We start from the raw sequence: 8,191 nt of genomic DNA on the forward strand, positions 1-8,191 counted from the left end.
TCTAGCGCGCGTCTCCGGGGCCAGCGTCTGGTGGCTCATGCGTGTGGCTCAGGCGTGCCGTCATCTGGCGGCGGGACCGGCCCCCTGGCTGGCCGGCTGACATGTGGCAGCAGGTCGCGCCAGACTTGCGGCGGTACTGGCAGGCGATATGCGCGGCATGCGGTCAGCACGATCGGCCAATGGCCGAGCTTCACCGCCGTGAGCTGGTCATAATGTTTGTTGGTCTTCGCTTCGGCGAGAATGAAATCGAGCGCGTCTCGCGTGCCTTCGGTAACTGGAATGCCGGCTAGCGACGCCCCGTGGCTGTCGCGGTTGAGATAAAGATTGTCCTCGCTATCCGCGTCGGGAAACCAAGTCTGGAACGTGCAATGTGCAAGGCCGTCTTCGCTGAACTTTGCGATCTCGTCGAATAGCGCCTGCTCGCCTCTGGCCGCCGCCCACAGCGCTAGCAACGGATAGAGAATGCTGCCCTCGGTCGAGGCGGTGCGATACTCGTCACTGTGCTCGGACGGATGATCAACCAGATCCCAGTAGGAGCGGCTGGTGATCGGGTAACGGCCATGCGCTTTGAACGCGAACATCGAGTGCTTGGCAAGTTCATCGGCCCATTGATCAATCGCGCCATGCGCGCCGGGACGGCAGGCGAGCAAGGTGAAAGCGATACCAATGTCGATCGCCTGCCAGTCACCGATCGGCGAGAGAAGCGCGCGATTGTTGCTGACTATCGCCATCATGGCCTCGATCAGCCGGTCGATCTGATTGACGGTCGCCCGGGTGGTGTCGCTGACGAGGGCCGGGAGCGTGTTGAGATAGTCGTTGGTCAGAACAACGGGGCCGCTTGCCGGCGACAATTGCCAGACCAGCCACAGCCCGCGCAGCGCAAGCCGGCCGACGAGATCGAACAGCTTTAGGTTGATGTCGAGTGCGGCGTGGCTTTCGACCGCGGTTGAGATCGCGTGACGGATCTCGGCCGCCGGTAGGATCTTGTCCTCGAACAGCGCACGCCAGATCGTGAAATGGAGCTCAGCCAGTTCGTTGAGCACGAGGCTGGCGGCCTCGCCGGATCTCGAGGTCCTAGCAATGTCAGTTTTCAGCAGCTGCCACACCTCGAGCAAGGCTAGCTCGCTGGCCCGGTAGGGCGCCTCGACATTGTCGGCCTCGCGCGCCCAGACGAACATGATCCATAGACAAATGTTGATCAGCCGTGCCTGACTGAGCCGGGCTGCGGGCGTTGTGGCGGGCTGGTCGGCAATTGCGCGCAAAAGCGTCTGGAAGTGGTCGAGCGCGATGTCGGGTTCTTCGACCATCGCCACGGCCTTGCGCAAATGACTGCGCTGCTGTGCTGGGAGGAGCTCTTCGCGCAATATGCCATTGATAATGACCTTTGCCAGCCGATCGCCGTTCCACTCCTCGAAGGTGATCTTGGGCGTGGTGTTGCGGGTCATATAACCCGTAACTTCAGCGCGGACCTGCTCGTCGATCGCACCGCCGAAGGTTAGGCAGATCGCGATAGGGAGGCTCGCATATTCCGGCGGGATGCGGCTCGCGATATAATGATCGAGGATCTCGTCGAGTGACGGCCTAAGACTTTGTGGACTCGCCGTATTCCATTCGTTGCGGTCGAGGTCGCCCGACTTGACCGAGAACAGATGCACGCGCCGGATGCCATCCTGGCCGGAGCCGACCGCGGCGACATCGACGCCATATTGGCGCGTGCCACGCGCCGGCCGCGAATAGACCGTGAAGCCCAGTTCGGTCAGTAGGTCGGGTAGAACCGCGTCGAGTTCGTCGCGCTCCTTCAGCGACGCCAGATATTCCCGAATGACGAGTTTCATGGCGCGGTTCTCATCGCGCGAAACACGCGCAGCATATAGTCGAGGTCGAACGGCTCGAGGATGTTGAGGCGTGGCGATTCGATGCTGTGGCTGAAGCTGTGCATCTTAATCTCGCTGCGCTGCTGCTTGCCGCCCATTCCCTTGAAATAGCTGATCGAGCGCGTGCCGTAGAGCAGCACCTGCCGCGTTGCGAGCGACGCGAGGATCGAGGTTTTCTCCGATGCCTTATAGGCTTGGCGCATCGACTCATGCTGGCGGTGGTTCTCGATCAGCCGTTCGCGCTCGGATGGGCGCAGTTCCTTGATCCGGCCAGGCTTGCGCAGCCCCTCGATATAAGTCTCGAGCCGCGTGACGAGATCGTTGAGGATGGCTTGTGATGAATGACCCGGAGCCTTGGCCTGTTCGGCGATCCAGTCGCCAACCGACCCCGAGAAGTTAATCAGCAGCGGATCGAACAGCAGTTCGGCGATCGTGCGCTGCGCAGCGTCGCCGGCGCCGTTGAGCAGGCCGACCACCAGCGACGCGGCAGTGACCGGATGGACGAACAGCCAGCCGATCGCTCGGTGGGCAAGCAGCAGCCGCTCGGGGTCGTCGAGGCTGGCGGCTGCGGAGCGAGGATCGAGGATAAGCGGCGTATCGCCATGATGGTCGCCGACCAGCGCCATGGTAGCGCGGCCAAGATTGGGGTCGCACGCTAGCAGCCAGATGATGATGGTTTGAGCGAGTTCGTCGGGCGGTAACTGCAGCAGATGATAGTTGAGGCTGCCGAGCGGCTCGAGGGAGGTCAGCTCCTCATGCTGTGAGAGCAACGGCGTGATCAGCGCCAGCGCTTCGTTGAGGCGGTTCTTGTCGGCGAGCTTGCCCGCCGCCGCGCCAATGTGGCGGATTATGCCGCGATTGCCGATCGGAACACGGTGCATGATCGCGGTCAGAGGCTTTACGATTGCCGGCGGTAGCTCGTCGGCATGGAACATCAGTTCGAGCGACAGCTGGTGGATCGCATGGTCTCCGGTGCGTTCGATATTGGCGTCGATCAGCGCCGCGGCCTTTGTGTGGGTGTCGGGATGAGCTTTGGCGATTTTACAGATTGCCGCGAGGATATGACCGAGGCTGTTGTCGTCGGCGCTCGCTGCATGGGCGGCGAGCGCGTCGGTAGCGCGGGTACGGCGGTCGGGATCAGTAAGATCGAACGTGCCGATCGCCTTGGCCGCGGCCGACTGCGCCGGACCTGCATTGCGGCCGACATAGAGGATCGCGCGGTCGAGCGCCGCATCGGGCTCCGTCTTGGCCAGCGCCTGCAACGCCAAGAAGACATAGGCGCTGTCGTCACCATCCTCGGGGTTGATTGTCTCGAACGTGTCGCGAGCGCGGCTGCCCTGTTCGGCCCAGGTCCGATAGCCGCCATTGGCCATGCCCGAGGCGAGATCTTCGCCGGCGCGCGTCGACAGGGCTTTGACGGCGGCGAGCATGTCCGGGACGCTGGCGTCGAGCGCCGGGATCAGATCGCTATAGACGTGCATCACCGTGAAGAAGTCGTGCTGGTTGATCGGTGATGTCGCGATCTGCCGCGCAGGTTCCAGCACATCGATCGTGCCGTCGTTGTGGAGTTTGGCTAGGGCCGCGCGGAAAGCCTTGCCGAGCTCGTCAGTGCGGTGACGGCTTAGCCGTTCGACGAACATCTCGGGCAGCGCGCCCGCATTCGCTGCTGCGATGATATCGTCCCGGTCGCTCAATCGTCCCCCAATCGGCGGACGCTTAGGTCGGTCCGCGGTCCTTATATCCAGTATCTAGCAGTGCTCAAGCCATCGCGAATGTCTAGGTTTGGTAAAAGCTGTCGTTGAACACGCTGGAACAGAATGGCAGGAAAGTCCCAAATCTCGCCATATTAGCATCGGCAACATCTAGGCCTTCGAACCCGATTCAGAACATTAATGAATGGCAGGAGCCGGGGAGCGAAGATGACGGCCTGAAAGGCCGAGTTTGGGTCTTTCTGATCAGGTATCTACCTGCTGCCGGATCCCTCGACCTCACACATCGGCCCATCTCGGAGACCCTTTACCAGCGGGAACAATGTTTCAGGATCTCCGCCTCGTCATGGTGGCAAACGGACCATTGCAGCGTCGAACAGGGCGGAGCTGACCATCTCATTCAGCCAAGTGCCGGTGAGCGACAGAGGCTGGGTGTCAAACCAGCAGCGATTGATCACAGCGAATTGCCGCACGAAGGGCAGAATGGCTGCGTCGGCAAGGCCCATGGCATCACCGCAAGGACAGCGGTTAGCGGACAGGCGCTCCTCAAGCGGGCGCGACAGCTTAAGACATGCGGCGCGGTGTGGTGCCGGTTCGCTGTCGTGACGGTCAGGGCATTTTGCACAGTCAAGGTTATGCTTAAACGAGACATCATCGGCGGCGATCAGATCACCGTCGGTACGGTCCAGCCAGCCTGCCTGCCGGATCATGGCGTGCAAGCACTTTGCGCATGATGTCGAGGCTCTGGTCGAGCACGCTCCCATCGGACAGCACCGGCACGGTCGCCTTCGGCGACACAGCGAGCAGCTCGGCGGGCTTCGCGGAGAGTCTGATCTCGCGGATGATGCAAGCCGTGCCGCTCGCCAGCAGGGCAAGCCGCGCGCGAATCGCATAGGGACAACGCCGGAACGAATAGAGCAGGGGAAGGCTGTTCGCACTTGTGGCGGTATCCCCACCCCTCATGCCCATCCCGTCATGCGCCGCCCGCGCAGCTCTTCGTGAAAGAACTCGTCAAACCCGATCACATTGGCGTGGCGGACATACTCGGTGCTGCGTGACTCGCGCAGTGTCTCGGGCACTACCAGCACGATCCCGAGCGAGGCCATGTCCTCGATCGCATTGGCAGCGATCGACTCGTCGACGGTGGCCAAGAACAGGTCGCCGCCGGCCATCTCGCGCTGAACCTGCTTCCAGCGCTCGCGCAGCGTCGTCTTGGCACTCAGGATGAGGCCGTTGGTGGCACCGGGTGCCGGTGTGGTGAAGCGCACAAGCGAGGGAAGAATGAAGTCCGGGCGCTTCCTTGCGTCCATCACCACCTGCTTCTCGAACGGCACGGCGCCGGCGGCGAGCATTGCCTCGATCTGGTGCTCGAACGAATAGCCCGCACGCGACTTGCGCTGCTGGCTGGCCGACAGCATCAGCCGGTCGACCTCGCCGATATTGTCGATGACGCTGCGGATGATGCCGGCGGCGGTGACGTCGGACGGGGTGTCGCCAAGGATCGTGCGCACCAGCATGATCGCGCGCTCGCGGCGCTGGAACTCGCGGAACAGCTCCCACTCGATCGTGCGGCTGATCTCGCGCACCGCGTCGCCGGGGCGCTCAATCGCCCACGGATCGAGCGTGGTAAGGCCATGGTCGGCAAGATACCTGTCGCGTGCCATGCGGGCGAGCACGACAGTGGAAGGCAGGGCGGCATTGCCGTCGGCAAAGGCGGCGATCTCGCCTGCCAGCCATGCCTCAATCGCGCGACCTGCAAAGTCGAGGATCGCGTCGCGCTCGGCCGCCAGCGCCGCTGCCGGCTCAAAGATGCCGGAGACGAAGTCGGCCGGCAGGCTCAGCGTATCAATGAGCAGCAGCGCGTCAGCTGAGGCGGAATCGATCGTCAGGCAGCGGTAGATCGACACCCCCTCAGTGACATAGCGCCCCATGACGAGGAACGAGGCCGGCGACAGCGTAGCGAAAGCCGGCTTCGGGACGCCTGTCATGTGGGTCTCGGCGCCTTTGCTGGTGTAATGCACCAGCCGGGTCTTCTCGCGCACCATATCGACCTGTGGCCATTCGGTGCGAAAGAAGCACTCGCGGATCGTGGCTTCGCCATCAGCGCGGGCCTTTTCGACCAGCTGCGGGAAGAACCCGCTCTCGCGCTGCGCTGGGGGGATATAGACCCCGCCCTGATGCTTGTTGGGAAACTGCGCCCAATCGCGGTCGTTGTTCGACAGCTTCTTGACCAGCACGAGGCTGGCCGAGCGCAGCAGCTCGACCAGCAACATCGCGCCGCCATTGTCACCATCGTCAAACATGTCGATCTGCGTAGTCACCGTTCCTCCAGCATGGCGTCCAGCCCACGGATCTCGATGACCGTATCCTTGCTGCGGATCCATGTCGCCAGTGTATTGAGCACATCGCCATGATCGCGCCGCGTGCGACCCTTCAGCGCACATTCCCATACGACAGCGACGCGCCAGCCGGCATCATGCAACGCAGCTTCGGCGCGCGCATCAACCGTGCGGTTGCGCGCGATCTTCGCGCGCCAGAACTCTTCACGGGTTTTGGGCCACTTGAAAAGGTGGCAGTCATGGCCATGCCAGAAACAGCCATGCGCCTGTACCACCGCGCGCCAGCGTGAAAACACCAGATCGGGCGTGCCTGGCAGGCTGCGATCGTGCAGCCGGAAGCGCAGTCCGCGGGCATGCAGCCCGCGGCGCAGCAGAAGCTCGGGTTTTGTGTTGGTGCTGCGGATGCCTGCCATCATCCGGCTGCGCACATCAGCCGGAACGACGTCAGCCATGGGCGGCAACGGGTTCCCGGTCGGGACGCGTGATCGTCACCGACGCCGCAGAGCGATCCTGCGTGTTGACGATCGCAGCCTCCAGATGCGGACGCATTGCATCGGCAAGGAACTCGACCACTGGAGCTACGACCGCATTGCCGAACTGGCGATAGGCCTGTGTGTCCGAGACCTCGATCTTCCAGCGCCGGTCGCCGTGATCGAAGCCCATCAGCCGCGCACATTCCAGCGGGGTGAGACGGCGCGGGCGCTTGCCCGGCTGGTCGATCAGGATCTCCGAGCCATCCTTGTGATAACGGGCCGACAGCGTGCGGGTGACATCGTCGGGACCGAACAGACTGTAGCCAAAACCATTGCCCTTCAGGGCATGCTTGGCCTTGTACCCCTGCAGATATTCCCACAGCCGCTCGGTCAGCGTGTACTTCGGATCGACGTCCTCATGCCGCTCGAGGATGCTGCCCAGCTTCGGACCACCCTGCGGCAGCTGCAGCCCCGCCAGATCGAAGCTGGTCGGCTCGCGAAAGCCGACGATAAAGACGCGCTCGCGGCGCTGCGGCACCCAGTGCTCAGAACTGATGACCCGCGCCTGCACATGATAACCGAGCTCGTTGCGGAGCACGTTCATGATGGTCGCAAAGGTGCGGCCCTTGTCATGCCGCTCGAGGTTCTTGACGTTCTCGAGCACGAACGCCACCGGGCGGTGGTGCGCGATAATTTGCGCGGTATCGAAGAACAGCGTGCCTTGAGTGTCGCATAGGAAGCCGTGAGGTCGCCCCAGTGCATTCTTCTTTGACACGCCTGCGATCGAGAAGGGCTGGCACGGGAAGCCACCCAGCAGCAGGTCGTGCTCGGGGATCAGCGAGGGATCATCGGCATAGTCACGGATGTCGCCCGCCAGCGGATGGTTGTCGCGGAAATTCAGCGCATACGTATCCTGCGCATGACGATCCCACTCCGAGGTGAACACGCAATGCCCGCCGATCCCCTGAAAGCCGATCCGCAAACCGCCAATCCCGGCAAACAAGTCGATAAACCGGAACGACACCGGACGCGGAGGTGCCGATGCACGTCGCGCCGCGTCCTCAAGTACGCGGACTGCCAGCCGCGACGGCTTTGCGTCGCCTGACAGGTAGCGTTCGATCGTGCGTGGCGTTACCGAGATCAGCGCTGCCGCCTCGGCGCGCGTCAGCCCCGCACGCGCGATTAGTGCGCCAAACTCGCTGTGTGTCGATCGTAGCCTGTGCATGCCTGTTCCCTGTGTCGATTTGCGACACCATGGCGCAACGTCACCCAGCAGGCAAGTTTGTTCTGTCAATGTTCCCCATGATCCAGACGAACTCATTTTCTCCAGTTGGACCGGGACACCTGCAACGCGGACGGATGATCCTGCCCGTGATCGGGGACCATCCGCTTACCTCACTCGCGAACCTCGGGCGCAAATATGTTCGTCGCCTTGCTCGTCATGGCTCCATCTTATCAGGACTTGGAGTCCCCAAAAAAACCCGGGGCGATTCAAACCGCTTTTGGGTCCTACGGGACAAGAAGTCGGGACCCATCAGTGCGCATGAGCAGTTGGAAGGTTTATGACGACCGAGCCAAGGGTTGCCATTCAATCAGTCAAGTTTCTGCGGCGCCGTAGCGATACTAGACAGGTCGGTCGCCGCGTCGATCGGCACCCCAGCGTCCTTACCCCACATTTCCCAAGTAAGGCGCTGATTTCGCTGTCCTGACCATTATATTTCCTATATAAAACATGGTGTTGAAGGCTGCGAGGGGCGCGTTTCATGGATCACCCAGAGGGTGCGGGCTTGCAACGG

7 protein-coding genes are annotated in these 8,191 nt (G+C 62.4%); all 7 read right to left on the reverse strand.

All coding sequences use genetic code 11. The features are described 5' to 3' along the window. Positions 1-35: 35 nt before the first annotated feature. The 7 genes from CA237_RS16830 to dcm all read right to left on the reverse strand — a co-directional run bounded on the left by CA237_RS16830 (position 36) and on the right by dcm (position 7,716). Complete coding sequence (locus CA237_RS16830) at positions 36-1,835, reverse strand: chemotaxis protein (RefSeq protein WP_126014914.1); 1,800 nt, start codon at positions 1,833-1,835, stop codon at positions 36-38. Next, positions 1,832-3,568, reverse strand: a complete 1,737-nt coding sequence (locus CA237_RS16835; protein ID WP_066693058.1) for a hypothetical protein — start codon at positions 3,566-3,568, stop codon at positions 1,832-1,834. The genes CA237_RS16830 and CA237_RS16835 overlap by 4 nt, the downstream gene beginning before the upstream one ends. Before the next feature lie 359 nt (positions 3,569-3,927). After that, positions 3,928-4,293 (reverse strand): hypothetical protein, encoded by a 366-nt coding sequence (locus CA237_RS20200; protein ID WP_332307356.1) that lies wholly within the window; start codon positions 4,291-4,293, stop codon positions 3,928-3,930. Further along, complete coding sequence (locus tag CA237_RS20205; RefSeq protein WP_332307357.1) at positions 4,253-4,546, reverse strand: glutathione S-transferase N-terminal domain-containing protein; 294 nt, start codon at positions 4,544-4,546, stop codon at positions 4,253-4,255. Before CA237_RS20205 ends, CA237_RS20200 begins: the two co-directional genes overlap by 41 nt. Then, on the reverse strand, positions 4,543-5,904 hold the full coding sequence (locus CA237_RS16845) for a type II restriction endonuclease (protein ID WP_066693061.1): 1,362 nt from the start codon (positions 5,902-5,904) through the stop codon (positions 4,543-4,545). Before CA237_RS16845 ends, CA237_RS20205 begins: the two co-directional genes overlap by 4 nt. Next, complete coding sequence (locus CA237_RS16850; RefSeq protein ID WP_066693068.1) at positions 5,901-6,374, reverse strand: very short patch repair endonuclease; 474 nt, start codon at positions 6,372-6,374, stop codon at positions 5,901-5,903. The genes CA237_RS16845 and CA237_RS16850 overlap by 4 nt, the downstream gene beginning before the upstream one ends. Next, positions 6,367-7,716, reverse strand: coding sequence for a DNA (cytosine-5-)-methyltransferase (gene dcm / locus CA237_RS16855; protein WP_241215526.1), 1,350 nt, complete (start codon positions 7,714-7,716; stop codon positions 6,367-6,369). The genes CA237_RS16850 and dcm overlap by 8 nt, the downstream gene beginning before the upstream one ends. Between the last annotated feature and the right edge of the window lie 475 nt (positions 7,717-8,191).

The sequence above is a fragment of the Sphingomonas sp. ABOLH genome (genome assembly GCF_003951715.1).
GTDB classification, from domain to species: Bacteria; Pseudomonadota; Alphaproteobacteria; order Sphingomonadales; family Sphingomonadaceae; genus Sphingomonas; species Sphingomonas hankookensis_A.